Source organism: Baekduia sp. (genome assembly GCF_035318805.1).
In the GTDB taxonomy this organism is placed as follows: domain Bacteria; phylum Actinomycetota; class Thermoleophilia; order Solirubrobacterales; family Solirubrobacteraceae; genus Baekduia.
Map to the genome: position 1 here is coordinate 118,428 of NZ_DATHDY010000066.1, position 24,471 is coordinate 142,898.

Genomic DNA, 24,471 nt, shown 5'->3' on the forward strand with positions numbered 1-24,471 from the left:
CGCGTCCACCTCCCGGCGCCTGCGGAGGGCCCCGGGCGCCGGCGCTTCGCTGGCCTTCTCGTCAGTGATCCCCGACAGCGCTCGCAGCGGGCGGGCGCCCGAACGGGACGCCACCTACGTCCCGCCGTGCCCGCCCCCGCCCGGCGTCTCGATCCGCAATCGCTGCCCCGCGCGCAGCGTCCCGCCCGTCTTCGCGGCCTGCTCCTCGCCGTCGAGCACGTTGCGGCCGCGCTCGCCCGGCGCGCCGCCGGCGGCGCCCGGCGGCGCGTGGCGGCGCCGTTCGGTGATCAAGGAGTAGGACATCTCCGTCAGCGCCTCGACCTCGCGGATCACGCCGTCGCCGCCGTGGAACCGCCCGGTGCCGCCGCTGCCGCGGCGGACCGCATACTGCACGACGCGCAGCGGGAACTCCAGCTCCAGGGCCTCGACCGGCGTGTTCAAGGTGTTGGACATCGCGACGTGGACGGCGCTCGGGCCGCCGGCGTCGGGGCAGGCGCCCTGGCCGCCGCCGAGCGTCTCGTAGTAGGAGAAGCCGTCGTTGCCCAGGGTGAGGTTGTTCATCGTGCCCTGGCCGCACGCGCGGCCGAAGGCCTGGAGCACCAGGTCGGCGACGCGCGACGAGGTCTCCACGTTGCCGGCCGCCACGGCGGCGGGCGCGCGGGCGTCGAGGAGCGTCCCCGGCTCGGTAACCACTTCAACCGGCCGGTGCGCCCCGGCGCTCGGCGGGATGTCGGCGTCGGTGAGCACGCGCACCGCGAAGAGGCACGCGCTGCGCGTCACCGCCAACGGGCAGTTGAGGTTTCCCGGGTCCTGCGCAGCGCTGCCGGTGAAGTCGAGGATGAGCCGGTCGCCGGCGACCGTGGCGGCGACCCGCAGCTCGAGGTCGCCGTCGACGCCCTCCAGCACGTCGACCGCCTTCCGCGTGCCGTCGGGCAACGCGGCGAGGCAGGCGCGCGTCCGGCGCTCGGCGTAGTCGAGGACCGCGGCGAACGCGTCGCGCAGCCCGTCGACGCCGAGGCGCGCCGCCAGTTCGCGCACGCGCACGGCGCCCAGCCGGTTGGCCGCCAGCTGCGCACGCAGGTCCGCTCGCCGCTCCGACGGCTGCCGCATGCGCGATGCCAGCTCGTCGATCGCCGCGTCGTCGAGCACGCGCGGCGCGATGACGACGCCCTCCTCGTCGAGCGTGCGCGAGTCGAACGGCATCGAGCCCGGCACCCGCCCGCCGACGTCGGCGTGGTGCGCTCGCGACGCCGAGAACCCCAACAGCTCGGCGTCCTCGGCCAGCACCGGCGTCACGACCGTGATGTCCGGGAGGTGCGTTCCTCCGCGATACGGATCGTTCAGCACCCATGAGCGGCCGGCGGAGTGGTCCTCGCCCAGCACCGCCGCGACCGACGCGGGCATCGCGCCGAGGTGCACCGGGATGTGCTCGGCCTGCATGACCATCTCGCCACGGGCGTCGAAGAGCGCGGTCGAGCAGTCGCGGCGCTCCTTGATGTTGGCCGAGTGGGCGCTGCGCACGAGCACCGCGCCCATCTCCTCGCACGCCGCGCGCAGCGCGCCCGTGGCGACCTGCAGCGCGATGGGGTCCAGCGCGCTCACGCAGCGACCTCCCGTTCCAGGATCACCGTGCCGGTCGCGTCGGTCCGCCCGCTCCAGCCCGCGGGCACGACCAGCGTGGCCTCCGGCAGCGCCAGCACGGCCGGGCCGGCGACGTCCTGCACCGCGCCGTCATGCTCCCAGCGCACCTCCGGCCCGGGCTCGATCCGCGCCGTGCGCACGGTCACCAGCTCGACGTCGGCCTCGTCGTCGCGGTAGCCGTAGCGCTCCTCGTGGGCGGCGGCGAACGCCTCGCGCACCGCGGCGGCCGACGGCTCCACGCCGCGCAGCGCGAGCTCGTGCGACTGTCCGGCGTAGCGCGCGTCCCAGGTCACCTCGTCGGCGTCGCCCGCCAACCGGGCGAGCGCCGAGTCGGTCAACTCGGACCCCCGCAGCAGGACCGACCGGGCCTCGTCGCGTCGCCGGTCCGCCGCCGCCAGTCCGAGCGCGCTCAGGACGCCCGCGGCCCGCGGCACGACGATCCGCGTGATGCCGAGCTCGTCGGCGATGGCCGCGGCGTGCAGCGGGCCGGCGCCGCCGAAGGCCAGCAGCGCGAAGCGCCGCGGGTCGATCCCGCGCTCGACCGTGACGACGCGCAGCGCCCGCACCATCTCGGTGTTGGCCACCCGCACGATGCCCGCGGCGGCGGCCCGCGCGTCATCCAGGCCGAGCTCGTCCGCGAGCCGTCGCACCGCGTCGAGCGCCGCGCCGGCGTCCAGCCGCACGCCGCCGGCCAGCGGCCGCTCCGCGTCGAGGAACCCGAGCACGAGGTTCGCGTCGGTCACCGTCGGCTCGGTGCCCCCGCGCCCGTAGCAGGCCGGCCCGGGATCGGCGCCCGCCGAGCGCGGCCCGACGCGCAGCGCGCCGCCCGCGTCGCGCCAGGCGATCGAGCCGCCGCCGGCGCCCACCGTGTGGATGTCGACCATCGGCAGCGCCAGCGGGCGCCCGCCGATCTCCCGCCCGGCCGAGGCCCGCACCGCGCCGCCCTCGACGACGCAGACGTCGCACGACGTCCCGCCCATGTCGAAGCACAGCAGGTCGGGCTCGTCCAGGCGCGCGCTCAGCAGCGCCGCGGCCGCCGCGCCGCCGGCCGGACCGCTCAACACCGTTAGCGCCGCGTGCCCGGCCGCCTGCGCCGCGTCGGCCAGGCCACCGCTGGACTGCATGATCGCCGGCTCGGGCAGCCCGGCCTCAGCGGCGCCGGCGACCAGCCGCCGCAGGTACCGGCGCAGCAGCGGCGACAGCGCCGCGTCGACCTCCGTCGTGGCGGCGCGCTCGAACTCCCGGAACGTCGCGGTGACCTCGTGCGACAGCGACACGTGGACGCCGTCGCCGAGCCGCGCCCGCAGCGCCTCGCCCAGCACGCGCTCGTGCGCGGGGTGGCGGTAGGCGTGCAGCAGCACGACCGCGACCGCCTCGGGCTCCAGCGCCGCGACCTCGTCGGCCACGGCCGCCGCGCCCGCGGCATCGAGGGCGCGCAGCACGCCGTCGGGGCCCATCCGCTCCGGGACCGCCACGCGGCGCGACGGCGGCACCAGCGGCGCCGGCCCCGCGACGCACAACCGGTACAGCTCGGGCCGCGCCTGGCGCCCGAGCTCCACCACGTCGACGAACCCCTCGGTCGCGCACAGCACCGTCCGCGCGCCGACGCCCTCCAGGAGCGCGTTGGTCGCCACGGTCATGCCGTGGGCGAAGGCCTCCACATCGCCGGCCTCGCGGCCCGCGGCGCGCAGCGCGCCCTGCACCGCGTCGAGGACGCCGCGCGACTGGTCGTCGGGCGTCGTCGGCGCCTTGGCCGTGATCAGCCGCCCGCCGTCGACCAGGACGGCGTCGGTGAAGGTCCCTCCGACATCGACGCCCAGCAGCATGCCGGCGGCACGCTACCGGCCGCGACGAGGCGACCCCCCGGGTCCCGCAGCCTCAGGCCGCGATGGGCTCCGCGATCTGCTCGGTCTCCGCGAGGTGCTGGTGCGACGGGCAGTAGCCGTTGTGCGGCAGGGGCATCCGCTGGCAGGCGGTCCCGCGGCGGGTCGTCGCGCGGCACTGCAGCGGCTGGCCGTTGACGTCGATGCCGTTCTGCGGCAGGCGGTCGAGCCAGTCCTCGGCGCACACCACGTAGCGCTGCACGATGGCCCAGGCGCGCGCCTGAGCCGTCATCGGGAAGTAGCGCCGGATGTCGTTGAAGAGCGTGCGGGCGGGCCGTGCGAAGTAGTGGCGATCGCCGACCAGGCGCTCGATGTTCTGCTCGCAAGCGTGGAGCACATGGTGGTGCGCATCGATGTCGATGGACGTGTCGACGTCGCGCGCGAGCTCCCGGTACATGGCCCTGCTGAACTGGTACATGCGACCTCCCTTGACCCTTGGGCGTGGTTGGCTCCCCGACCGTGAGCATCGTGCCCCGGCCTCATGAAGCACCAACGCACGGTCTGTTGAGTTCGCGTTAAGAGGGCGCCGGCGTTCAGCCGACCCACCCGGACCGGTCAGGTCCAGGGCTCGAACGTGGGGGACTCGTCCCCCCGCACCACGGCGTGATGCCCGTCGAGGGCGGGATCCGTGTTGGGGAAGTCGCTGCGGAAATGCGCACCGCGGCTCTCCTCGCGCAGCATGGCGCATGCCGCGACGAGCCGCGCCAGTGGATGCGGGTCGTCGGCCAGGGCGGCCAGGCCGGCGCGGTCGCGCGTCAGCCCCGCGTGGCGCCAGAGCGCCTCGCGTGTCGCCTGCGCCGGCGGCGCGATCGGGCCGGCCACGGGCGGTTCGGCGGGCGCTACGGGCAGGCGCGGCTCGTCGAGGCCGGCCAGCGCGGCGCGCTTGCCCTGCACGAAGCACTCCGTCAGCGAGTTCGACGCGAGGCGGTTGGCGCCGTGCAGGCCGGTGCACGCGGTCTCCCCGACGACGTACAGCCCGCCGACGCTTGACGCGCCGTCCAGATCGGCCACGACGCCGCCCATGCAGTAGTGCGAGGCGGGGGAGACCGGGACGAGCTCGGACGCCGGGTCCAGGCCCGACTCGCGGAGGGCGCCCACGATGTTGGGAAAGGCCGCGGCGTCGACGTGGCGCATGTCCAGCCAGACGTTCTTGGAGCCCTCGGCGACCATCTTCTCGGCGATCGCCCGCGAGACCTCGTCGCGTGGCTTGAGCTCCTCGACGAACCGCTCCCCGCTCGCATCCAGGAGCGTCGCGCCCTCGCCGCGGATCGCCTCCGTGACCAGGAACCCCTCGCGGCCCGGCACGCCGGTCACCGCGGTGGGATGGAACTGGACGAACTCGAGGTCGGCCAGCGCGGCGCCCGCGGCACGCGCGAGCATCAGGCCGATGCCGAGCGACCCCGGCGGGTTGGTCGTGCGCGCCCACAGCGCCGCGGCGCCGCCGGTCGCGAGGATCGTCGCTCGGGCCCGCACCGCGCGGCCGTCCTCCAGCACGACGCCGACGCAGCGGCCGTCGACCGTCCACGGCGCGGCGGCGCGCGCCTGCTCGAGCACGTCGATGCGCTGCTCCTCGACGACCACGGCGCTGAGCTGGCGCACGACGCGGCGGCCGGTCGCGCTGCCGCCGGCGTGGACGACGCGGCGCTGCGAGTGGCCGCCCTCGAGGCCGAGCGCGAGATCGCCCGCGGCGTCGACGTCGAAGTGCACGCCGAGCGCCTCCAGCTCGCGGACGGCGCGCGGCGCCTCGCGGCACAGCAGCGCGGCGGCGCTGCGGCGGACGGCGCCGCGGCCGGCGATCTCGGTGTCGTTGCGGTGCAGGTCCGGCGAGTCGCCCGGACCGAGCGCCGCGGCCAGGCCGCCCTGCGCCCAGTAGCTCGCGGTCTGCGCCAGCGGGGTGGCGGAGACGAGCGCGACGCGCGCGCCCGCGCGGGCGGCGGTCAGCGCCGCGTACAGGCCGGCGGCGCCGGCTCCGACCACCGCGACCTCGGCGTCGACGATGGAGGCGTGGTCGGCCACGCGGGTACCGTACCGGCGAGATGGCCGATCCCGTCCTCTTCCATCACGCGTCCTCGCTGCTGCACGACCCCGGCCCGCACCCTGAGCAGCCCGCGCGCATCACGGCGATCGAGCAGGCGATGGCGGCGCGCGACTGGCTGGGGTTCGAGCGGCGGCAGTCGCCGGCCGCGTCGCGGGCGCTGCTGGAGGCGGTCCATCCCGCACGCCTGATCAACGGCATCCACGAGCTGTGCGCGGCCGGCGGCGGCGCGATCGACGCCGACACGGTCGTCTCACCCGGGTCCTGGGAGGCGGCGCTGCACGCCGCGGGCGGCGCAGCCGCGATGGTCGACGCGTTGCTCACCGGCGGGGCGCGCCTCGGCGCCTCCGTGCACCGCCCGCCCGGCCACCACGCCGAGATCGAGCGGTCGATGGGCTTCTGCCTGTTCAACAACGTCGCCGTGGCGGCGCGCCGGGCCCGGGACGAGCACGGCGTCGATCGCGTGCTGATCCTCGACTGGGACGTGCACCACGGCAACGGCACCCAGGACGTCTTCTACGCCACCGACGAGGTCCTGTTCGCCTCGATCCACCAGTCGCCGCTGTACCCGGGGACCGGCGCGGCCGCGGAGACCGGGAGCGCCGCGGGGGAGGGCTTCACGGTGAACTTGCCCGTGCCGCCGGGCTCCGACGACGCGGTGTACACGTCGCTGGTCGAGCACGTGGTCGTGCCGCTCGCGCGCCGCTACGCGCCGCGGCTGATCCTGATCTCGGCGGGCTTCGACGCGCACGTCGACGACCCGCTGGCGCAGTGCCGGGTGACCGACGCGGGCTACGCGACGATGTCCGCTTCAGTGCGGGCGCTGGCCGACGAGCTCGACGTCGCAGTCGGCGTGGTGCTCGAGGGGGGCTACGCCCTGGGCGCGCTGGCCACCGGCTTGGTGGCGACGCTCGAGGTGCTGGGCCGCGACGGGCCGGTCGCCGCGCCGCAACTGCCCGTGCATGAGCTGGCCGACGGGTACCGCCGGCGGCACGCGGCACCCGCGGGCTGAAGGCGCGCGGGGCGCGGCGGGGCGCGGGGCGCGGCGTGCCGCGCTACGGCGCGGGGACGGCCGAGGACGCGCTGGAGGTCGCCGCGGCGGCGGGCGCGGTCGGCACGCTGGCCGCGCCGGCCTCGTTGGGCTGCGCCGGGGCGGTCGTCGCGGCGCTGACCGTGCCGTCGTCCTTGGTCAGGCTCGTGAACGCGACGGCGAGCGCGAGGCCGGCGACGAGCGTGACGACGGCCAGGAACGCGATCGGCAGGCGCCAGTTGGGCGTCGGCGCCAGGCGCGTGCGGGCGGGCGCGCCGCACTCCAGGCACCAGTCCTGCTCGGGCGCGACGTTGGCCCCGCACCGCGGGCAGCGCAGTGGGACGGGGGCCGGGCCCGGGAGCGGCGGCTGCTCGGGGCCCTGCGAGAAGTCGCCGGCGCTCACGCGTCGGGGCGCTCGCCCGGGACGGCCGGCATCGCCTGGGTCCGCTGGTCGCCGGATGGCGGGCCCGGGGCGCCGGCCAGGGCCCCCGAGACGGGGGTGGCGCCCAGCTCGACGGCGCTGACGGGGTCGGTGGGCGCGGGGCCGGGCGCCTCCGGGATCGCGGAACCCGCGGACGCCTCGGGCGTCCCGGCGGGCGCGGGGGTGGCGGTCCCGCCCACCTCGATCATCGCCAGCGGGCCGCTGAACTGCGTGCCGCACTGCGGGCAGTACCGCGCGTCGCTGCCGTGCAGGGCGCCGCAGCGCGGGCATGCGGCGACGCCGGGCTCGCGCAGCTCGACGATGTCGCGGCGCTCGTCGAGGACGCGCTCGATCGCGCGCAGCTCGCGGTCGACGGCGTCGAGCGCGGCGAGCTTGCCGAGCACCAGCTCGTCGTTGCGCCGGCCGAAGCGGTGCAGGTCGAAGACCAGGCCGCCGAGGTCGCGGAACCCGAGCTCGCGGACGCGGCGCAGGTAGCGCAGGCGGCGCCGGAGCCGGCCGCGGTCGCGGAAGCTGGGGCGGCTGGGCGCGACGTCCTCGGGAGCAAGGCCCGCGGGAAGCGGCTCGGACGGAGGCGGCGCCTGCTCGGGCGCCACGATCGTCGGCGGCTGCGTCTCGGGGGGTACCGGGTCGGACGTGCGCCGGCGGAACGGAATGCGGCGGGGGAGACCCTTCATCACAAGAAGGCGCCTCTGTCGCGGCGCCTGTCCTGACCATACCAGCGCCTTCCGACACCGGCGCTGCGCAGGATCGGCACGAACGCGCGTGGATCGGTCACACGCGCTGGCCCAGCATCGCGGTCACCTCGTTTCAGCAAGCTCACTCAGGAGGAGACGTATGTACCGCGCCATGGGTTGCGCTCACGCGACCGTCCATCACGAACTGCGCCGGGCGCACCGGGCGCTCGTCGACCGCGAGGACGGGCAGGGGACGGTCGAGTACATCGGCCTGATCCTGCTCATCGCCGGGATCATGGCGGCGGTCGTCGCGATGAAGTCGTCCGGACCGGACTTCGGCAAGACGATCGTCGGCAAGCTCAAGGACTCGATCGACGGCGTCGGCGACCCGCCGAAGGGCAAGGGCTGAGGGCGGCTGGGAGAGGGGGCGAGGGCGGCGCGGACGTGGTCCGCATGCGAGTCGGCGGCGGCGCCTCGGGGTGCCGTAGGCGGCCAGCGAGGCCGAGGCCCACGACGGCCCGCCGTCGCCGCCGGAGGTGGGTCCCCAGTCGCGATAGCGACACAGTCTCCTACGATGGGCCCGTGCCCGCCGCCGACCCGCGCGATCGCCCCATCGCCGTCTTCGACTCGGGCGTCGGCGGCCTCACGGTGCTCCACGAGCTGCTCGTCACGCTCCCGCAGGAGGACTTCGTCTACCTCGGCGACAGCGCGCGCTTCCCCTATGGCGAGCGCAGCGCCGGGGAGCTCGAGCGCTTCGGGATGGACATCGCGGAGGAGCTCGTGGCGCGCCGCGCCAAGCTGCTGGTCGTGGCCTGCAACTCGATGACGTCCGCCGCCCTGCCGGCGCTGCAGCGCCGGATGCTCGAGACGACGCTGGGCGTCGACGTCATCGGCGTCGTGCGGCCCGAGGCGGCACAGGCCGTGGCGGTGACCCACACCGGCCGGATCGGCCTGCTCGCCACGCGTGCGACCGTGGCCAGCGGCGCCTACGAGCAGGCCGTGGCGACCGTCGACCCGCACGTCGACCTCGTCGCCGTCGCCTGCCCCGAGCTGGCGCCGCTGATCCAGGATCCGCCGGGCGGCGAGCTGTTCACGCACGAGCTCGAGGACGTCGTGCGCGGCTCCTGCGCGCCGCTGGTCGAGGCCGGCGTCGACACCGTGATCCTCGGCTGCACGCACTACCCGCTCGTGCGCCCGATGCTCCAGCGAATGCTCGGGCGCGGCGTGACGATCGTGACGTCCGGGGCGGCGCTCGCCCGCCAGGTCGAGCACGCCCTCGGCGCCCGCGGCCTGGCGTCGCGGCGCACCGGCGAGGGCACGTACTCCTTCCTCTGCACCGGCGACGACGGCGCCTTCCGCGCGCTCGGCACGCGCTTCCTGCAGATGCCCCTGACCGAGGTCGAGCACGTCGATCTCGCCCCGATCCCGATCACCGAGGTGCCCGCGTGGCCGCGACCCTGACCCGCTCCTACGGACGTCCCGCCGACGGGCTGCGGCCGGTGACGATCGAGCCCGGCTTCGTGCGCACCGCCACGGGCTCGGCGCTCATCAGCATGGGCGAGACGCGCGTGATCTGCACGGCGTCGGTCCAGGAGAGCATCCCGCGCTGGCGGGCCGGGAGCGGCCTCGGCTGGGTCACCGCCGAGTACGGGATGCTCCCGGCGTCGACCGGCGAGCGCAAGCAGCGCGACGTCACGAAGGGACGGCCCGACGGGCGGAGCGTCGAGATCCAGCGCCTCATCGGCCGCTCGCTGCGGGCGGTGGTGGACTTCGCGGCGCTGAGCGAGAACTCGATCTACCTCGACTGCGACGTGCTGCAGGCCGACGGTGGAACGCGCACCGCGTCGATCACCGGCGCCTACGTGGCGCTCACGCTGGCCGCCGACACGCTCGTCGCCTCCGGGCGCATCAAGCGCTCGCCGCTCAGCGGGTCGATCGCCGCGGTCTCGTGCGGCATCGTCGACGGCGTGCCGCTCCTGGACCTCGACTACCCCGAGGACTCGACCGCGGAGGTCGACGCCAACGTGGTCATGACCGGCGACGGCGGCCTCGTGGAGGTCCAGGCCACCGCTGAGCGCACCCCGCTCAGCCGCACGCATCTCGACGAGCTGCTGCGCCTGGCCGAGGCCGGGATCGTGCAGCTGCGCGCCGCGCAGGACGAGGCCATCGCGACCGGCCGGGCCGCCGCCGCGGCCGCCGGCGCCTGAGGCCCGTCCGTGCGCCTCGTGCTCGCCACCCGCAACGCCCACAAGGCGCAGGAGTTCTCCGCGTTGCTGGCGCCCCACGTGGTCGTGGCGCTGCCCGACCACGTGCAGCTGCCGCCCGAGACCGGCGAGACCTTCGCCGAGAACGCCCTCGGCAAGGCGCGCGCGGCGGCCGCGGCGTTGGACGCGGTCGTGATCGCCGACGACTCGGGCATCGAGTCCGAGGCGCTGGGCGGCCGGCCCGGCGTCTACTCGGCCCGCTTCGCCGGCGAGGACGCCACCGACGAGGAGAACCTCGCGAAGCTCCTGGCCGACGCGCCGGCCGGTAGCGCGCTGGCCTACGTGTGCGTGATCGCGCTCGTCGATCCGGCCGCCGCCACCGAAGCGCTCTTCGAGGGCCGCTGCACGGGCGTCCTGACCGATGAGCCGCGCGGCACCAACGGCTTCGGCTACGACCCCGCGTTCGTCCCCGACGACCAGACCCCGCCCCCGCCCACGCGCACGATGGCCGAGCTCTCGCCCGACGAGAAAGGCGCGATCAGCCACCGCGGCCGCGCGGCGAGCGCGCTGCTGGCGCGCCTGGGGACGTGAGCGCGACGTCCGCGACCGGCGAGACCCGCGCGCCGCGCCCGGGAGGGGCCGGTCCCGAGGGCTCGGCCACGAGCGCCGGGGTGCTCCGATCGGCGCTGGCGTCGGTCGTCGCCGCGGCGTTCCTCGTCACCCTCAAGCTCGTCGCCGGACTGCTCTCGGGCAGCCTCGGCCTCGTCGCCGAGGCCGTGCACTCGGGCACCGACCTCGTCGCCGCGCTGCTGACCTTCCTGGCGCTGCGCGTCGCCGTGCGCCCCGCCGACCGCGACCATCCCTACGGCCACGGCAAGGCCGAGCACCTGGCGGCGCTGAGCGAGGGCGGCTTCCTCGTGCTGGCCAGCGCCTTCATCGCGCTCCAGGCCGCCACGCGCCTGATCGGCGGCTCGCACGGAGAGGTCGACGCGCAGTGGTGGACGTTCGTGGTCCTCGGCGTCGTGCTCGTGGTCGACGTCACGCGCATGGTCGTCTCGCACCGCGCGGCGGTGCGCCACGGCAGTCCGGCGCTGGCGTCCAACGCGCTGCACTTCGCCTCCGACATGGTCGGCACGGTCGCGGTGCTGATCGGCCTGGTGCTCGCCCGCGCCGGCTCGCCGGAGGCCGACTCGTTCGCCGCGCTCGCGGTCGCGGTGCTGGTCGTGGTGGCCGCCGTGCGGCTGATGCGCCGCAACGTCGACGTGCTGATGGACGCGACGCCCGAGGAGGCCGCCGCCGCCGCGCGCGCCGCCATCGAGACCGCGGAGCCCGAGATCGAGTTGCGCCGCCTGCGCGTCCGCGCCGCTGCGGGGCGCAACTTCGTCGAGGCGACGGTCGGCGTGCCGCCCGACGCCGCGCTCGGCGAGGGGCACGCGATGGCCGACTCGATCGAGGACGCCGTGCGCACCGTGCTGCCGGGCAGCGATGTCGTCGTGCACGTCGAGCCGGGCGCGTCGGCCGGCGACCTGCGCGAGCGCGCCAGCGCCGCGGCGCTCACCGTGCGCGGCGTGCGCGAGGTCCACAACGTGCGCGTGGTCGACGTCGAGGGGCAGCCCGAGCTGTCGCTGCACCTCAAGCTGCCGGCCGACCTCGGCCTCGGCAGCGCCCACGACATCGCCTGCGCCGTCGAGCAGGCCATCGAGGCCGCGGTCCCCGAGGTCGTCGACGTCCACACTCACATCGAGCCGCTGTCGCCCGACGCGGAGGGGGAGGCGGTGCGCCGGGCCGAGGTCGCGGCCGAGGCCGAGGCGATCCGCGCGGTCGTGCGCGACGTCACCGGCGCCGATCCCGAGGGGCTGCGCTTCCGCGCCGGCGACGAGGGGCTCGTGACGCTGCTGACCGTCCGCCTCGGCGGCGACCGGACGCTGGACGAGGCCCACCGCGCGGCGAGCGAGATCGAGCGCCGCGTGCGCGATCTCGCGCCCCGGATCGACGAGGTGATCGTGCACACCGAGCCGGCGGAGGACGCGCCCTGAGGGAGCGACGCCCGCGTCAGCGGTGGAAGCGCAGGTTGATCGCGGCGCTCGCCGCGACCGCGGTGAACAGCGCCGCGTAGCCCTGGTAGTTGGACAGCAACATGATGAGCGCGCCGATCAGGAGGGCCACGACGGTCACCAGCCAGGCGATGCGCTGCAGGGTCATGAGGTGCGTCATTCTGGACGGCGCGGGCGACGCCTGCACGCACGATCCGTCCGGGCGGCGCACCACACTGCGCGCCGACCGTCCCCAAGAAGCGCCCACGATGCGGGTTTCGCGGCCACGCAGCGCGGAACACCGCGTCAGAACGCGGGTTTCGGCCGCAGTCGCGCTGGTAGCGTCGCCCCGACTCCGACCCTCGACAGGAGGACCGCAGTGACGAAGTCCGAGTTCGTCGATCACGTCGCCCGCAAGGGTGACCTCGACAAGAAGGAAGCCGCGAACGCGGTCGACGCCGTCCTCGGCGTCATCGAGGAGACGCTCGCCCGTGGTGGCGAGGTCACCTTCTCCGGGTTCGGCAAGTTCCACGTGGCCTCGCGGGCGGCCCGCGAGGGCGTCCATCCCCGCACGGGCGAGCCGATCCAGATCGCTGCGTCCAAGGTTCCGCGCTTCACCGCAGGGTCGGGCCTCAAGAAGGCCGTCAAGGGCTAGTCGAGCTGGACGCTTCTTCGGCATCTCCGGCGTCGCGGCCGGCCGGCAGCCACGTCGCTGACCGGCTGGCCGCCGCCGTGGCGCAGCGCGAGTCGCAGGTGGTGCTCGGCCTCGACCCGGATCCGGTGCGCCTGTGGCCCGCGGCAGCCGCCGCGGTCGCCGCCGGCGCCACGCCCGCCGCCCAGGCCGCGGCCGCGGTCTTCGCGCACTGCCGCGCCGTCATGGACGCTGTGGGCGACGCCGTCGTGGCCGTCAAGCCGCAGGTCGCCTGCTTCGAGCGCCTCGGCGGGCCCGGTTGGGACGCGCTCCAGCAGGTCTGCGACCACGCGCGCGCGGCCGGCCTGCTCGTGCTCGCCGACGCCAAGCGCGGCGACATCGACGTCAGCGCCACCGCCTACGCCCAGGGCTTCCTCGGCGCCACGCCCGGCCCCGGCGGGGACGTCGCCGGCCTCGGGGCGGACCTGCTCACGGTCGCGCCCTACATGGGCCTCGACACGCTGCGGTCGTTCGCCGCGGTCGCACGGCCGCGGGGCGCGGGGATCTTCGTCCTCGTCCGCACGTCCAACCCGGGCGCGGCCGACCTCGAGGACGCGCGGCTGGCCGACGGCGACACGGTCTGGGAGCGCGTCGCGCGCCTCGTGGGGGAGCTCGGCGACGAGCACCTCGGTCCGCAGTCACGGCTGTCGGACGTCGGCGCCGTCCTCGGCGCGACGCGGCCCGAGCACCTCGCCCGCGCTCGCGAGCTGCTGCCGCGCACGATCTTCCTGCTGCCCGGCGTCGGCGCCCAGGGCGGCCGCGTCGAGGATCTCGCGCCCGCGTTCGCGCCCGGGCGCGCCGCCGGCCTGGTCACCGCGTCGCGCTCGATCGTCAACGCCCACGACCAGGACGGCGGCGCTCCGGCGGCCGCCGCGCGCACCGAGGCCGAGCGCCTGCGCGCCGCCGCCTGGGCGCTGAGCTGAGCTGACCGGCGGTGCCAGATCGGCCCGATGCCTATCCTGCGCCCCTGATGCGCCGACGTGCCCCTGCCCGACTTCTGGCCACCGCGGCCCTCGCGACCTGCGCGATCGCGGTCTACGCGATCGTCCACAACGAGACGAAGTCCCACGGCCAGGACGGCGGCTCGAGCTCGTCGACCACGTCGACCGGCCGCACGACCGCGACGACCAAGCGCACGACGACGAGCAAGGCCAAGACCTACACGGTGAAGTCCGGCGACGTCCTGTCGGCGATCGCGATCAAGACCGGCACGAGCGTCGCCGAGCTCGAGCGGCTCAACCCCAAGATGGACGCAGCCACCCTGCATCCCGGCCAGAAGCTCAAGCTGCCGCGATGAGCCGTCCGACGTCCGCTGTCCGGCGGGCGGCGCTGGGCGCGGTCGTCGCCCTCTTCGCCGTCATGCCGTCCGCCGCCACCGCGGCGACCGCCGCCCCGAGCCCGCCGCAGGTCAAGGCGCCCGCGGCGATCCTCGTCGAGCCCGCCACCGGCGACATCGTGTTCCAGCGCAACGCCGATCAGCGCATGCCGATCGCCTCGACGACCAAGTTGATGACCGCGCTCGTGACGCTCGAGCACGCGTCGCTGGACGACGTCATGACGACCGTGCCCTACCACGGCGCGCCCGCCGAGTCGATCGCCGGCTTCCACGCGGGCGAGCGCGTCACCGTCCGGGACCTGCTGCGCGCGCTGCTGATCACCTCGGCCAACGACGCGGCCGCGACGCTCGCCACGCGCGTCGGCGGATCGCGCGCCGCGTTCGTGACGATGATGAACGCCAAAGCGCGCGAGCTGAAGCTGACCGACACGCACTACGACAACCCGATCGGCCTCGACGGGTCGACCAACTACTCCTCGGCGACCGATCTGGTCAAGCTCACGCTGATCCTGCGCCGCAACGCGTTCTTCCGCGAGACGACCAACCTGCCGCGCGTGACCCTCCGTTCGGGGGCGCACGAGCGGACGTTCCTCAACCGCAACGTGCTGGTCCGCAACGTGCCGGCGGTCAACGGCGTCAAGACCGGCCACACCAACACGGCCGGCTACATCCTCGTCGGCTCGGCGTCGCGCGACGGCGTCACCGTCCTCAGCGCGGTGCTCGACGACCCCAGCGAGTCGGCGCGCGACAGCGACTCGCTCAACCTCCTCAAGTACGGCCTGAGCCGCTACCACGTGGTCACGCCCGTCAAGGTTGGCCAGGTGCTCGGACGGGCCACGCTGGCGCACCGCGACGAGCACGTCGACCTGGTGGCCGGCGGCACGGTCAGGCGCACCGCCCGGCGCGGCGACAAGCTCGTCGTCACCGCGCTGGATGCGCCGTCCGAGCTCGACGGGCCGCTGCCCAAGGGCGCGCGCGTCGGCACCGTCACGGTCACGCAGCGCGGCAAGGTCGTCGCGCGCGTGCCGCTGCAGACGGCCGCGCCCGTGGACGCGGCGACGTTCGTCGACCGCCTGGCCGACTGGCTGGGGCGGCCGTTGACGCTCGTGCTGCTGGCCGCCTTCGCCGTGTGTAGCCTCTACCTCGTGCTGCTCCGGCGGCGCGCAGTGCGGCGTCGCCAGGCGCGCCGCCCAGGCAGAGGGGCCCCTGTCGCGTGATCATCACCGTCACCCTGAACGCAGCGATCGACAAGTCGCTCTCGGTCCCGAACTTCCGGCTCGGGCGCCGCCACCGAACCGTCGAGCAGCGAACGGCCGCCGGCGGCAAGGGCGTCAACATCGCCCGCGCGCTCAAGACGCTCGGCCAGCCGGTGATCGCCACCGGCTTCGCGGGCGGCCCCACCGGAACCCGCATCGTCGACCAGCTGACCGAGGAGTCGATCCTCAACGACTTCGTGCGCATCCGCGAGGAGTCGCGCACGAACACGGCGGTGTACGACCCGACCAACGGGCAGCAGACCGAGATCAACGAGCGCGGTCCGGCGGTGAGCGAGAAGGAGCTCGAGCTCTTCCGCGACAAGCTGCTCTACCTCGCCCGCGGCGCGGACATGGTCGTCATGGCCGGATCGCTGCCGCGCGGGGTGGAGGCCGACGTCTACGCCGGCCTGGTGCGCGAGCTGCGCAAGGCCGGCGTGCTGACGGTGATCGACACCGACGGCGAGCCGCTGCGCCACGCGGCACGCGCCGAGCCCGACGTGATCTCGCCGAACGTCGTCGAGGCCGAGGAGCTCGTCGGCCACGAGTTCAACGACGACGAGGACCGGCTGATCGCCGTCGGCGAGATGGTCGAGCAGGGCGCCCGCGAGGCGATCATGACCCTCGAGGCCGGGTGCGTCGCGTGCCTGAAGGTCGACGGCCACGCCCAGCGCTTCCGCGTCTCGATCGCGCCGCGCGAGGCCGTCGCCGGCGTGGGCGCCGGCGACGCGTTCCTGGCCGGCTACGTCGCGGCCCGCTACTCGGGCAAGTCGCCGGCCGACTGCCTGGCCTACGGCGTGGCGTGCGGGGCCGAGTCGACGCAGCACCTCGGCGCCGGGCTCGTCGAGCCGCGCGAGGTCGAGCGGCTGCTCTCCGAGGTCGAGGTGCAGGTGCTCTCGGCCCCGGCCGAAGTGGGCTGATCGGGCGAAGCCCCGCATCGTGCGGCGCTTTGTGTCGACCCACCCGTTCGGTTCCGTACGACCCCGTTGCTATTCTCGAAGATGCGTGATTGGTTGCCGCCACACCACGCCGCACCGCCCGTCCTGGACCCCGCTCGCGCGGGGTCTTTTTGTCCGGCCCCAGACTTAGGATTCGCCCATGGAGATCGAGATCGGTCGCGGGAAGAAGGCCCGCCGCGCCTATGGCTTCGACGACATCGCAATCGTGCCCTCGCGGCGCACGCGAGACCCTGACGACGTCGACATCTCCTGGAAGCTCGGTGACTACCGCTTCGAGCTTCCGGTCCTCGGCTCGGCGATGGACGGCGTGGTCTCGCCCCGCACCGCGGGCATCCTCGGCAAGCTCGGCGGCCTGGCCGTCCTGAACCTCGAGGGCATCTTCTCCCGCTACGAGGACGCCGACGAGCAGCTCGAGCGCATCGCGTCGCTGCCGAAGGAGGTCGCGACGCGCGAGATGCAGGAGATCTACCGCGCGCCGATCGACGAGGACCTGATGGTCCAGCGGATCCGCGAGATCAAGGAGCAGGGCGTCGTCACCGCCGCCTCGCTCACGCCGCAGCGCGTCATGAAGTACTACGAGAAGGTCCTCGACGCCGGGCTGGACATCCTCGTCATCCAGGGCACCGTCGTCTCGGCCGAGCACGTCTCGCAGACGACCGAGCCGCTGAACCTCAAGGAGTTCATCGCCGATCTCCCCGTCCCCGTCGTGGTCGGCGGCTGTGCCAGCTACCACACGGGCCTGCACCTGATGCGCACCGGCGCGGCCGGCGTGCTGGTCGGCGTCGGCCCCGGCGCGGCGTGCACCACGCGCGGCGTGCTCGGCGTCGGCGTCCCGCAGGCGACGGCGATCGCCGACGTCGCCGGCGCCCGCTCCCAGCACATGCTCGAGACCGGCGAGTACGTCCGCGTCATCGCCGACGGCGGCATGCGGACCGGCGGCGACGTGTCGAAGGCCATCGCCTGCGGTGCCGACGCCGTGATGGTCGGCTCCCCGCTGGCACGCGCCCACGAGGCGCCCGGCCGCGGCTTCCACTGGGGCATGGCGACGTTCCACCCGACGCTGCCGCGCGGCACGCGCGTCGCGACGGTGCAGAACGGCACGCTCGAGGAGATCCTCGTCGGGCCCGCCCGCGAGAACGACGGCACGTTCAACCTCATGGGCGGCCTGCGCACCTCGATGGCGACCACGGGCTACCAGGACATCGCCGAGTTCAACCGAGCCGAGCTGATGATCGCCCCGTCGCTGCAGACCGAGGGCAAGCAGCTGCAGTCCTCGCAGGGCGTGGGCATGGGCTCGCGCGGCGCGGCGGTCGGCGCGCACAGCCCGTCGTCGAGCGAGAGCAACGGCACGGCGGAGAAGACGCCGGCCCTCGCGAAGGCCTGAGCAACACCATGGACAACCTCGTCACGGCCAGCACGGCGGCCACGGAGCTCGTCGACGCGGCGGCGCCCGTCGACCGCCCGACGGCGGTCGACGAGGTCGTCGTCCTCGACTACGGCGGGCAGTACTCCCAGCTCATCGCGCGCCGCGTCCGCGAGTGCGGCGTGTTCAGCGAGCTGCTGCCGCATCACGTCGGCGTCGAGGAGGTCCGCAAGCGCAAGCCCAAGGGGCTGATCCTCTCCGGCGGCCCCGCGTCGGTCTACGCCGACGGGGCGCCGAAGCTCGATCCCGAGCTGCTCGAGCTCGGCATCCCGGTGCTGGGTATCTGCTACGGCATGCAGCTGCTGGCGCTGAAGCTCGGCGGCAAGGTCGAGGGCGCTGAGGTCGGCGAGTTCGGCCGCTCGCAGCTGACGGTCCGCGAGAGCGGCACGCTGCTGGAAGGCCTGCCGCTGGAGCAGAGCTGCTGGATGTCGCACCGCGACACCGTGTTCGAGGCGCCGCCCGGCTTCACCGCGCTGGCGTCGTCGACCGCGTCGCCGGTGGCGGCGTTCGAGTCGACCGAGCGCGGGATCTACGGCATCCAGTTCCATCCCGAGGTCGTCCACACGCCCTACGGGACCGACGTCCTCAAGAAGTTCCTGGGCGACGTCTGCGGCGCCGAGCTCAACTGGTCGGCCGCGTCGATCGTCGAGGAGCAGATCGCGCGCATCCGCGCCCAGGTCGGCGACGCGAAGGTCATCTGCGGGTTGTCCGGCGGCGTCGACTCGTCCGTCGCCGCGGTGCTCGTGCACCAGGCGATCGGCGACCAGCTCACGTGCATCTTCGTCGACCACGGGCTGATGCGGAAGAACGAGGGCGACCAGGTCATCAAGGCCTTCCGCGACCAGTACAAGATCCCGCTCGTCGCGGTCGACGCGGAGGACCGCTTCCTGAAGCGCCTTGCCGGCGTGAGCGATCCGGAGACCAAGCGCAAGATCATCGGCGCCGAGTTCATCCGGGTCTTCGAGGAGGAGGCCGTCAAGATCGGCGACGCGAAGTTCCTCGTGCAGGGCACGCTGTACTCCGACGTCATCGAGTCCGGCGGCGGCACCGGCGCCGCGACGATCAAGTCCCATCACAACGTCGGCGGCCTGCCCGACGACCTCGAGTTCGAGCTCGTCGAGCCGCTGCGCGCGCTGTTCAAGGACGAGGTCCGCGCGGTCGGCGCCGAGCTGGGCCTGCCCGAGCGCCTCGTCTGGCGCCAGCCGTTCCCCGGCCCCGGCCTGGCGATCCGCATCGTCGGCGGCGAGGCCACCAAGGAGCGCCTCGACGTCCTGCGCGACGCCGACTACATCCTGCAGGACGAGATCCGCAACGCGGGCCTGTACCGCGAGCTGTGGCAGTCCTTCTGCGTGCTGCCCGACGTCCGCACGGTGGGCGTCCAGGGCGACGAGCGCACCTACGGCTACGTCGTCGTCATCCGCGCGGTCACGTCCGACGACGCGATGACGGCCGACTGGGCGCGGCTGCCGTATGACCTCCTCGAGCAGATCGCCTCGCGGATGATCAACGAGCTGCGCGAGGTCAACCGGGTGGTGCTGGACATCACGTCCAAGCCCCCCGGCACCATCGAGTGGGAGTGAGCGGTCGCGTCTGCGCGCCGCCTCGCCGCGCCTGACGGCACCGACCGGCTTGACGGGCGGCCGCCCGCCGGCGCTCGCCCGGCACCGTCAGCCACGACGATGCGGGGCGCAGACGCGACCGCTTGCAGCATCGATCCCGCGGTTTGCCGCTCCGCGCGGATGGCGACGGCACGCACCCCGCTACGTCCCACGCCTCGGCTGACCACCGCCGCTACGCCCAGGCGCCTCGGCTGAGGCGTCGCATGCTCGGCGACGGCGGAGGGCGGCGCGCTGCCGCCCAGCCAGCCCCGCTCGGGCGAGCGAGCCGGAGCAGTCGACCACGACGGTCCCGCGTGCGACAATGTGGAGGTGAGTCCGCTCGACCCCAGTACCTTCGGGACGCAGTCGCCGCGCACGCTCGACGGGCGTAGCTATCCCGAGCATCTGAGGGCGTATGAGGGTCTGGACGACGCGTTGCTGCCGGTCGTCGCGCAGCTCGAGCCTGCGACGTTCGACGATCTCAGCATCGCCATCGACGAGCCGAGGCTGCGGGCATCCTTGCCGCGCTGGCTCGCTTCGGCGGAGTGGCGCGGGCTGATCCAGCGCCTGGACGCATCGATGCGCGGACCGCGCACGTACGGTCTTGGGCCTGAAGGCCCCGCGCAGCTGCACCGCGCCGCCTAGAGAGGCGCTCCCCACCCATGGCACCCAAGCGCGACGAGCGCTTCGTCGATCGCGTCTTCGTCACCCGGCGCGGCACGCCGAAGCTCGTTCCGTGCGCCGTGCTCTTCGTCGACCTCCTCGGGGTGCGGGAGATGAACCGGAGCCCCAAGGCCCGCGATCACCTCATCGCGCTGGAGCGGGCAGTGACGGGGATGTACCGCGACTACCTCAGGCCGGAGTCGCCGTGGCCGGCGTCGTTCTTCTCCGACACGCTGGTCCTTGCGTCGCCGGTCATGCCGTACTCCGACGAGGAGTCGTCGATCGGGGGCTTGGTGCTGCAGGCGGCGTGGCTCCAGCTCAACCTGATCGCCGAAGGGTTCTTCGTCCGCGGCGGCCTCAGCCTCGGCAAGTTCCACATCCGCGACGGGCTCATCTTCGGCCCAGCGCTTGCGGATGCCGCGGAGCTCGAGCACGACGTGGCCGTCCACCCGCGGATCGTCCTCAGCCGCGAGACCGAGGCGTCTCAGCGTCGCGACCTACGGTTCTACGGACAGCCCGAGCAGTCGCCGCAGAACGCGATGCTGCTCTGCGACAGCGACGGATGGACGTTCATCAACTACCTCGGCCTGCTGTTCGACGAGCCCGACGATCCCCGCCCCGCGCTCGAGGCCCATCGGGACCAGGTGACGTCGAGGCTCGTCGAGCACCGCGGCAACAAGCGGGTGTGGGAGAAGTACCGCTGGGTCGCCGAGTACCACAACGAAGTCGTGCGCCAGCGACTGCCCAGCGAGCCCGCGTTGCTCGTCGGGGCTGCGGCCATGACCTGGCAGTTCGGCGCGTTCGCCTAGTCGTCGAGCCTTGCAAGTCGTGGTCGGCGCCCCCGGTGGAGCGCGCCGCGCTGCCACGGCGCTGAGCCGCGGCGGCCGTCCGTCGATGTCGGCATCCGCTCCGGAGCGGAAGCGCGCGATCGATGCCAGGCCGGATCGCGTCGCCGCGCACAGTGCGAGCGAACGACCAGCGCCCGCGGCACGGCAACGCGAGCGCGTCGCGCAGGGGCGGGTGGCGAGCATCGCGGAGTGCCGCCCAGCCAGCCCCGCTCGCACCCGGCAGCCAGCCCCGCCCGCACCCGCCGCGCACCGGGCGCACCCACGTGTAGGGTCGCGCGATGTCCCGCTCCCACGCGCTGTCCCGAGCGCTCGTCGTCCCCATGGCGCTCGCGCTGACCCTGGCGCTCGCCGCACCTGGCCCCGCGCCCGCCAAGGTCCGCACCGGCCCGGCCGGTGACGCGTTCTACACGCCGCCGTCGCCGCTGCCCGGGAAGTCCCACGGCGATCTGGTCTGGGCGCGGAAGCTGACCGGCGCCGCGGTGGCGCCCGGCGCGTCGCAGACCAAGCTGGTGCTCTACCGGTCCACCGGCGTGGACGGCAGGCCGGACGCCGTCTCGGGCATCGTCTCGCTGCCGAAGGGCAAGGCGCCCAAGGGCGGCTGGCCCGTGGTCACCTACGCGCACGGCACGACCGGCATCGCCGATCAGTGCGCGCCCTCGCGCGATGCCGCCGGCACGCCGGTGCATCCGTACAACGCGTACGTCCTGCCGCTGCTCACCCGCTGGCTGAAGGCCGGCTACGCGGTCGTGCGCACCGACTTCGAGGGTCTCGGCACGCCCGGCGTCCACCCGTATCTCGTGGGCTCGTCCGAAGGCCGCAGCACGCTCGACGTCGTCCGCGCCGCGCGTCAGCTCGACCCGCGCCTGTCGAAGACCACCATCATCTCCGGTCACTCGCAGGGCGGCCACGCGGCGCTCTTCGCGGCGGCGCTGGCGCCGAAGTGGACGCCCGAGCTCAAGGTGCGCGGCACGGTCGCCTTCGCGCCCGCCTCGCACCTCGACGAGCAGATCCCGCTGACGACCGTGCTGAGCCAGCCGGGCGGGGGCCTGAGCGGCCTGGTGTCGCTCATCACGCGCGGCATCGCAACCGCCAACCCGTCGCTCGACACCACCGCGGACCTGACGCCGGCGGCCGCGGCGTTCTACCCCGACACGCTCACGCAGTGCCTGCCCGAGCTGGCGGCGGCGACGTCGTTCGGCGGCCTCGCGCCCAAGGCCCTGTTCCAGCCGGGCACGGACTTCGCGGCGATCGCCAAGCTGCTCGACGTCCAGGACCCGTCGCACCTGAAGATCACGTCGCCGCTGCTGATCGAGCAGGGGGCGGCCGACACGACGGTGCTGCCGATGTTCACCGATCAGCTCGCCACCGAGCTGAAGGCCGGCGGCGCCAAGGGGTTGACCTACACCAAGGTCGCCGGCGTCGACCACGGCGGCATCGTCACCGCTGCGGCCAAGGACGCCACCACCTGGATCGCCAAGCGCCTGAAGTAGTCGAAGGCGCGCGCACCGGCGTCGAGGGACGACTCGATCTCGTACAGCGAGATTCAGTCGTCCCTCGACGCCCCGGGGTGGCGTTCAACGCCCGGGGCGGCTCGGGCGCGATGCGAAAGCTAGCCCGCCGCGGTCACCCGCAGCACTTCCTCGGGCGAGGTCAGCCCGAGGCGGATCTTGCGCAGGCCGTCCTCGCGCAGGCGCACCATGCCCTTGCCGACGGCCGCCGAGGCGACCTCGTCGGCGGAGGCGCGGCGCAGCACCAGTGAGCGGATCTCCTCGTCCATCTGCAGGATCTCGAAGATGCCGAGGCGGCCGCGGTAGCCGGTCTGGTTGCAGCGGTCGCAGCCGCCGGGCTTGCAGACCTCGACGTCGCCGTCGACGTCGAAGCCGTTGTCGCGCATGACCTGCGCCTCCACCCGCACGGGCTTCTTGCACGACTCGCAGAGCTTGCGCGCCAGGCGCTGGGCGACGACGCAGTCGATCGCCGAGGAGAGCAGGAAGGGCTCGACGCCCATGTCCAGCAGCCGCGACACGGCGTTCGGCGCGTCACGGGTGTGCAGCGTCGAGAGCACGAGGTGGCCGGTCAGCGCGGCCTCGACGGCGATGTGCGCCGTCTCGCCGTCACGGATCTCGCCGACCATGATGATGTCCGGGTCGGCGCGCATGATCGCGCGCAGGCCGCCGGCGAAGGTCATCTTGGCCTTCGTGTTGATGGCCATCTGCTTGACGCCGTCCATCCGGTACTCGACCGGGTCCTCGACGGTGACGATCGTGCGCGTGCCGTTGTTGACGTGTGCCAGGCACGAGTACAAGGTGGTGGACTTGCCCGAGCCCGTGGGGCCGGTGACGAGCACACCGCCGTAGGGGCGCGCCATCGCGCCCTCGACGACCCTGCGGTCCTCCTCCAGCATGCCGATCTGCTCGAGGCCGACCGGGGCGGACGAGGAGTCCAGGATGCGGGCGACGATCGCCTCGCCGTAGACCGTCGGCAGCGTCACGACGCGCAGGTCGATCTCGTGGCCGTCGATCAGCAGCGACACGCGACCGTCCTGCGGCGTCCGGCGCTCGGCGATGTCGAGGTTCGCCATGACCTTCATGCGCGAGACGACGCCGACCGCCATGCGGCGCGGGATCGTGACCGACGCGTCGAGCATGCCGTCCACCCGGAAGATGACGCGCATGTCCTCGGAGGACGGGTCGAAGTGGATGTCCGACGCGCCGCGCCGGATCGCCCGCTTGAGCACCGAGTTGACGAGCTTGATGATCGGCGCCTGGTCGTCGGCGCCGAGGTCGGTGACGTCGCTGTCGGGGACCGAGAGGTCGACCTCGCCGGAGGACTCCTCCTCGTCGGTGCCGAGATCGGGGAAGTCGTTGCCGAGCTTGAGGCTCAGGCGGTGGATGTCGTCGTAGGCGGCGACGACCGGGCGCACCGCCATGCCCGTGATCATCGTCACGTCGTCGATCGCCAGCATGTTGGCCGGGTCGGCCATGGCCAGCAGGAGCTGCCCCTCGGCGTCCTGGCCGACGGGGATCGCGTCGTAGCGGCGCACGAACCCGGGCTCGACGAGGCGGGCGAGATCGGTGTCGATCCGGAAGATCGTGAGGTCGATGCGCTCGATGCCGAACCGCTCGGCGAGCACGCGCGCCAGCTGCTGCGGCGTCAGGACGCCGTCCTCGATCAGCACGCGGCCGGTCAGGCGGCCCGACTCGCGGGCGTGCATGACGGCGCGTTCGACGGCCTCCTCCTTGGCGAAGCCGAGCTCGACGACGACCTGGCCGATCAGCCGCGTCGAGCGCCCGCTCGACAGCGGCGAGATCAGCCCGGGGATGTCCGAGACGGGAGGGCCGTCGTGGTAGGGGATCGCGGGCGAGAGGCTGGTGGAGGGCGGAGGGACCGACACACCAGGTACGTCGGCCGCCATCGAACCCAAGTCCAGCCCCTGGACGGACGTCGTAGGCGGCGCCGCCGGTCACCCGCAGATCGCCCGGGCGGGCTCGTGCCCTACACTCCGCCGTCTGGACGGGGTCGCCTGACGACCCGCCTTGGTCCGGGACCATCCCTCGGGGTGCCGCGTCCCGGCCCGATTCCCTATCATCGTCCGTCGCCGTGCGCCCTGACGCATGGCTTCCTTACGCCGTGAAGACCTACGTCGCCAACTCCACCACCGCTGAGCGCAACTGGCTCGTCGTCGATGCCAACGGGCAGACCCTCGGTCGGCTCGCCACGCAGCTCGCCGATGCCCTGCGCGGCAAGCGCAAGCCCGA

The 24,471-nt window shown here is 74.0% G+C and carries 25 protein-coding genes; 17 read left to right on the top strand and 8 right to left on the bottom strand.

The window, feature by feature from the left end; all coding sequences use genetic code 11:
- Window positions 1-114: 114 nt before the first annotated feature.
- The 4 genes from VK501_RS15585 to VK501_RS15600 all read right to left on the bottom strand — a co-directional run bounded on the left by VK501_RS15585 (window position 115) and on the right by VK501_RS15600 (window position 5,540).
- The gene (locus VK501_RS15585; RefSeq protein WP_324338873.1) at window positions 115-1,602 is read right to left on the bottom strand and encodes a hydantoinase B/oxoprolinase family protein; all 1,488 of its coding nucleotides are present in this window, start codon (window positions 1,600-1,602) and stop codon (window positions 115-117) included.
- Window positions 1,599-3,467, bottom strand: coding sequence for a hydantoinase/oxoprolinase family protein (locus VK501_RS15590; protein WP_324338875.1), 1,869 nt, complete (start codon window positions 3,465-3,467; stop codon window positions 1,599-1,601). Before VK501_RS15590 ends, VK501_RS15585 begins: the two co-directional genes overlap by 4 nt.
- A gap of 52 nt (window positions 3,468-3,519) precedes the next feature.
- On the bottom strand, window positions 3,520-3,942 hold the full coding sequence (locus tag VK501_RS15595) for a hypothetical protein (protein ID WP_324338877.1): 423 nt from the start codon (window positions 3,940-3,942) through the stop codon (window positions 3,520-3,522).
- Between the two features lie 137 nt (window positions 3,943-4,079).
- A complete protein-coding gene (locus VK501_RS15600) occupies window positions 4,080-5,540 on the bottom strand; it encodes an L-aspartate oxidase (RefSeq protein ID WP_324338879.1) in 1,461 nt (486 codons plus the stop codon).
- Between the two features lie 20 nt (window positions 5,541-5,560).
- Here VK501_RS15600 and VK501_RS15605 point away from each other — a divergent pair, with 20 nt between their 5' ends.
- Window positions 5,561-6,571, top strand: a complete 1,011-nt coding sequence (locus VK501_RS15605; RefSeq protein ID WP_324338882.1) for a histone deacetylase — start codon at window positions 5,561-5,563, stop codon at window positions 6,569-6,571.
- A gap of 43 nt (window positions 6,572-6,614) precedes the next feature.
- On the opposite strand, the gene VK501_RS15610 is transcribed toward VK501_RS15605, so the two are convergent.
- The gene (locus tag VK501_RS15610; RefSeq protein WP_324338884.1) at window positions 6,615-6,992 is read right to left on the bottom strand and encodes a hypothetical protein; all 378 of its coding nucleotides are present in this window, start codon (window positions 6,990-6,992) and stop codon (window positions 6,615-6,617) included.
- Complete coding sequence (locus tag VK501_RS15615) at window positions 6,989-7,705, bottom strand: hypothetical protein (RefSeq protein ID WP_324338886.1); 717 nt, start codon at window positions 7,703-7,705, stop codon at window positions 6,989-6,991. The genes VK501_RS15610 and VK501_RS15615 overlap by 4 nt, the downstream gene beginning before the upstream one ends.
- 172 nt (window positions 7,706-7,877) lie before the next feature.
- On the opposite strand from VK501_RS15615, the gene VK501_RS15620 reads away from it, so the two are divergent.
- From VK501_RS15620 to VK501_RS15640, 5 genes are all read left to right on the top strand, one after another.
- Entirely contained in the window at window positions 7,878-8,114 is a 237-nt protein-coding gene (locus tag VK501_RS15620) for a hypothetical protein (protein WP_324338887.1), read from the top strand.
- 173 nt (window positions 8,115-8,287) lie between these two features.
- On the top strand, window positions 8,288-9,166 hold the full coding sequence (gene murI, locus VK501_RS15625; protein ID WP_324338889.1) for a glutamate racemase: 879 nt from the start codon (window positions 8,288-8,290) through the stop codon (window positions 9,164-9,166).
- Window positions 9,163-9,912 carry a ribonuclease PH gene (rph, locus tag VK501_RS15630; protein ID WP_349261024.1) on the top strand — a complete coding sequence of 250 codons (750 nt, stop codon included), beginning with the start codon at window positions 9,163-9,165 and terminating at the stop codon, window positions 9,910-9,912. Before murI ends, rph begins: the two co-directional genes overlap by 4 nt.
- Before the next feature lie 9 nt (window positions 9,913-9,921).
- On the top strand, window positions 9,922-10,500 hold the full coding sequence (rdgB, locus tag VK501_RS15635; protein WP_324338892.1) for an RdgB/HAM1 family non-canonical purine NTP pyrophosphatase: 579 nt from the start codon (window positions 9,922-9,924) through the stop codon (window positions 10,498-10,500).
- Entirely contained in the window at window positions 10,497-11,945 is a 1,449-nt protein-coding gene (locus tag VK501_RS15640; RefSeq protein ID WP_324338894.1) for a cation diffusion facilitator family transporter, read from the top strand. The genes rdgB and VK501_RS15640 overlap by 4 nt, the downstream gene beginning before the upstream one ends.
- A 16-nt stretch (window positions 11,946-11,961) precedes the next feature.
- Here VK501_RS15640 and VK501_RS15645 read toward each other — a convergent pair whose 3' ends face one another.
- Window positions 11,962-12,111 (bottom strand): hypothetical protein, encoded by a 150-nt coding sequence (locus VK501_RS15645; protein WP_324338896.1) that lies wholly within the window; start codon window positions 12,109-12,111, stop codon window positions 11,962-11,964.
- A gap of 210 nt (window positions 12,112-12,321) precedes the next feature.
- On the opposite strand from VK501_RS15645, the gene VK501_RS15650 reads away from it, so the two are divergent.
- From VK501_RS15650 to VK501_RS15695, 10 genes are all read left to right on the top strand, one after another.
- Entirely contained in the window at window positions 12,322-12,597 is a 276-nt protein-coding gene (locus tag VK501_RS15650; protein ID WP_324338898.1) for an HU family DNA-binding protein, read from the top strand.
- Window positions 12,598-12,662: 65 nt separating this feature from the next.
- Window positions 12,663-13,556, top strand: a complete 894-nt coding sequence (gene pyrF, locus VK501_RS15655) for an orotidine-5'-phosphate decarboxylase (RefSeq protein ID WP_324338918.1) — start codon at window positions 12,663-12,665, stop codon at window positions 13,554-13,556.
- Between the two features lie 47 nt (window positions 13,557-13,603).
- A complete protein-coding gene (locus VK501_RS15660) occupies window positions 13,604-13,930 on the top strand; it encodes a LysM domain-containing protein (protein WP_324338900.1) in 327 nt (108 codons plus the stop codon).
- A complete protein-coding gene (locus VK501_RS15665; RefSeq protein ID WP_324338901.1) occupies window positions 13,927-15,186 on the top strand; it encodes a D-alanyl-D-alanine carboxypeptidase family protein in 1,260 nt (419 codons plus the stop codon). The genes VK501_RS15660 and VK501_RS15665 overlap by 4 nt, the downstream gene beginning before the upstream one ends.
- A complete protein-coding gene (locus tag VK501_RS15670; RefSeq protein ID WP_324338903.1) occupies window positions 15,183-16,142 on the top strand; it encodes a 1-phosphofructokinase family hexose kinase in 960 nt (319 codons plus the stop codon). The genes VK501_RS15665 and VK501_RS15670 overlap by 4 nt, the downstream gene beginning before the upstream one ends.
- Window positions 16,143-16,320: 178 nt before the next feature.
- On the top strand, window positions 16,321-17,565 hold the full coding sequence (locus tag VK501_RS15675; protein ID WP_324338905.1) for a GuaB3 family IMP dehydrogenase-related protein: 1,245 nt from the start codon (window positions 16,321-16,323) through the stop codon (window positions 17,563-17,565).
- A gap of 8 nt (window positions 17,566-17,573) precedes the next feature.
- Window positions 17,574-19,184: a glutamine-hydrolyzing GMP synthase gene (gene guaA, locus VK501_RS15680; RefSeq protein ID WP_324338907.1), complete on the top strand. Its 1,611-nt coding sequence runs from the start codon at window positions 17,574-17,576 to the stop codon at window positions 19,182-19,184.
- A 348-nt stretch (window positions 19,185-19,532) separates the two neighbouring features.
- A complete protein-coding gene (locus VK501_RS15685; protein WP_324338909.1) occupies window positions 19,533-19,847 on the top strand; it encodes a hypothetical protein in 315 nt (104 codons plus the stop codon).
- Between the two features lie 17 nt (window positions 19,848-19,864).
- On the top strand, window positions 19,865-20,674 hold the full coding sequence (locus tag VK501_RS15690; RefSeq protein WP_324338911.1) for a hypothetical protein: 810 nt from the start codon (window positions 19,865-19,867) through the stop codon (window positions 20,672-20,674).
- Between the two features lie 317 nt (window positions 20,675-20,991).
- Window positions 20,992-22,203, top strand: coding sequence for a lipase family protein (locus VK501_RS15695; protein WP_324338912.1), 1,212 nt, complete (start codon window positions 20,992-20,994; stop codon window positions 22,201-22,203).
- Between the two features lie 119 nt (window positions 22,204-22,322).
- Here VK501_RS15695 and VK501_RS15700 read toward each other — a convergent pair whose 3' ends face one another.
- Window positions 22,323-24,107 carry a GspE/PulE family protein gene (locus VK501_RS15700; RefSeq protein WP_324338914.1) on the bottom strand — a complete coding sequence of 595 codons (1,785 nt, stop codon included), beginning with the start codon at window positions 24,105-24,107 and terminating at the stop codon, window positions 22,323-22,325.
- A gap of 236 nt (window positions 24,108-24,343) precedes the next feature.
- Here VK501_RS15700 and VK501_RS15705 point away from each other — a divergent pair.
- Window positions 24,344-24,471: uL13 family ribosomal protein (locus VK501_RS15705; RefSeq protein WP_324338920.1), on the top strand; the 128-nt coding region annotated here is incomplete at its 3' end.

Coding starts and splice junctions, on each gene's coding strand:
- VK501_RS15645 (WP_324338896.1), bottom strand. CDS start 12,111: ATGACCCTGCAGCGCATCGCCTGGCTGGTGACCGTCGTGGCCCTCCTG.
- VK501_RS15615 (WP_324338886.1), bottom strand. CDS start 7,705: ATGAAGGGTCTCCCCCGCCGCATTCCGTTCCGCCGGCGCACGTCCGAC.
- VK501_RS15675 (WP_324338905.1), top strand. CDS start 16,321: ATGGAGATCGAGATCGGTCGCGGGAAGAAGGCCCGCCGCGCCTATGGC.
- VK501_RS15595 (WP_324338877.1), bottom strand. CDS start 3,942: ATGTACCAGTTCAGCAGGGCCATGTACCGGGAGCTCGCGCGCGACGTC.
- guaA (WP_324338907.1), top strand. CDS start 17,574: ATGGACAACCTCGTCACGGCCAGCACGGCGGCCACGGAGCTCGTCGAC.
- VK501_RS15690 (WP_324338911.1), top strand. CDS start 19,865: ATGGCACCCAAGCGCGACGAGCGCTTCGTCGATCGCGTCTTCGTCACC.
- VK501_RS15665 (WP_324338901.1), top strand. CDS start 13,927: ATGAGCCGTCCGACGTCCGCTGTCCGGCGGGCGGCGCTGGGCGCGGTC.
- VK501_RS15620 (WP_324338887.1), top strand. CDS start 7,878: ATGGGTTGCGCTCACGCGACCGTCCATCACGAACTGCGCCGGGCGCAC.
- VK501_RS15695 (WP_324338912.1), top strand. CDS start 20,992: ATGTCCCGCTCCCACGCGCTGTCCCGAGCGCTCGTCGTCCCCATGGCG.
- VK501_RS15660 (WP_324338900.1), top strand. CDS start 13,604: ATGCGCCGACGTGCCCCTGCCCGACTTCTGGCCACCGCGGCCCTCGCG.
- VK501_RS15590 (WP_324338875.1), bottom strand. CDS start 3,467: ATGCTGCTGGGCGTCGATGTCGGAGGGACCTTCACCGACGCCGTCCTG.
- VK501_RS15605 (WP_324338882.1), top strand. CDS start 5,561: ATGGCCGATCCCGTCCTCTTCCATCACGCGTCCTCGCTGCTGCACGAC.